Genomic DNA, 1,038 nt, shown 5'->3' with positions numbered 1-1,038 from the left:
GTGCCGCGCCACGGTGGCATGGGTGGTGTTCAGGCGGCGGGCGGCAGTGAGCAAACGCCCGCTGCGCTGCAATTCGAGAAAAAACCGCAGGTCATTCCAGTCGAACATGAATCGTCCTTGTTCTTTGCCGTTCGGGAAGCTGTTTAAAAACGCACAGCGGCTGCGCAAAAACTAACATTCTTTTGACGAAAGCTAACAACTAGGATGACAGACAACAAGAACAACAAAACGAGATCAGGGATGCAGACTTCTCTGGATGAATACGATTACATCGTGGTCGGGGCCGGGCCGGCCGGGTGTCTGCTGGCCAATCGACTGTCGGCCAACCCGCAACATCGTGTGTTGCTGCTCGAAGCCGGTGGCCGCGACAACTATGCGTGGATTCACATCCCCGTGGGTTACCTGTTCTGCATCGGCAACCCGCGCACCGACTGGTGCTTCAAGACCGAAGCGCAACCGGGCCTGCAAGGGCGCGCCCTGAGCTACCCGCGCGGCAAGGTGCTGGGTGGCTGCTCATCGATCAACGGCATGATCTACATGCGCGGCCAGGCTGCTGACTACGACCGCTGGGCCGCCGACGGCAACCCCGGCTGGAGCTGGCAAGACGTGTTGCCGCTGTTCAAACAGAGTGAAAACCACTTTGCCGGCGCCGCCGAATTTCACGGCGCCGCGGGCGAATGGCGAGTCGAACGCCAGCGCCTGTCCTGGCCGATTCTCGATGCGTTCCGCAGCGCCGCCGAACAAAGCGGCATCGCCAGCATCGATGACTTCAACCAGGGCGACAACGAAGGTTGCGGTTACTTCCAGGTCAATCAGAAGGCCGGCATCCGCTGGAACGCGTCCAAGGCCTTTCTCAAACCGGTGCGCCAGCGTCCCAATCTCACCGTACTGACCGGTGTCGAAGTCGACCGCGTGCGGCTGGACAATGGCCGCGCCTCGGCGGTCAGCGCCCGCTGGCAAGGCCAGGCGAAAACCTTCAAGGCATGCAAGGAAATCGTCCTCTGTGCCGGCTCGGTCGGTTCGCCCAGCATCCTGCAA

The 1,038-nt window shown here is 61.1% G+C and carries 2 protein-coding genes; one reads left to right on the top strand and one right to left on the bottom strand.

What is annotated here, in order from left to right:
• The coding region (locus ACXRVY_RS31270; protein WP_458239244.1) for a helix-turn-helix domain-containing protein at positions 1 to 108 on the bottom strand (108 nt) is incomplete at its 3' end.
• Between the two features lie 132 nt (positions 109 to 240).
• On the opposite strand from ACXRVY_RS31270, the gene ACXRVY_RS31265 reads away from it, so the two are divergent.
• A partial coding sequence (locus tag ACXRVY_RS31265; RefSeq protein ID WP_458239243.1) for a GMC family oxidoreductase occupies positions 241 to 1,038 on the top strand: 798 nt, incomplete at its 3' end.

Source organism: Pseudomonas sp. P5_A2_2 (assembly GCF_054177685.1).
This window is presented reverse-complemented; position numbering and strand designations above follow the sequence as displayed.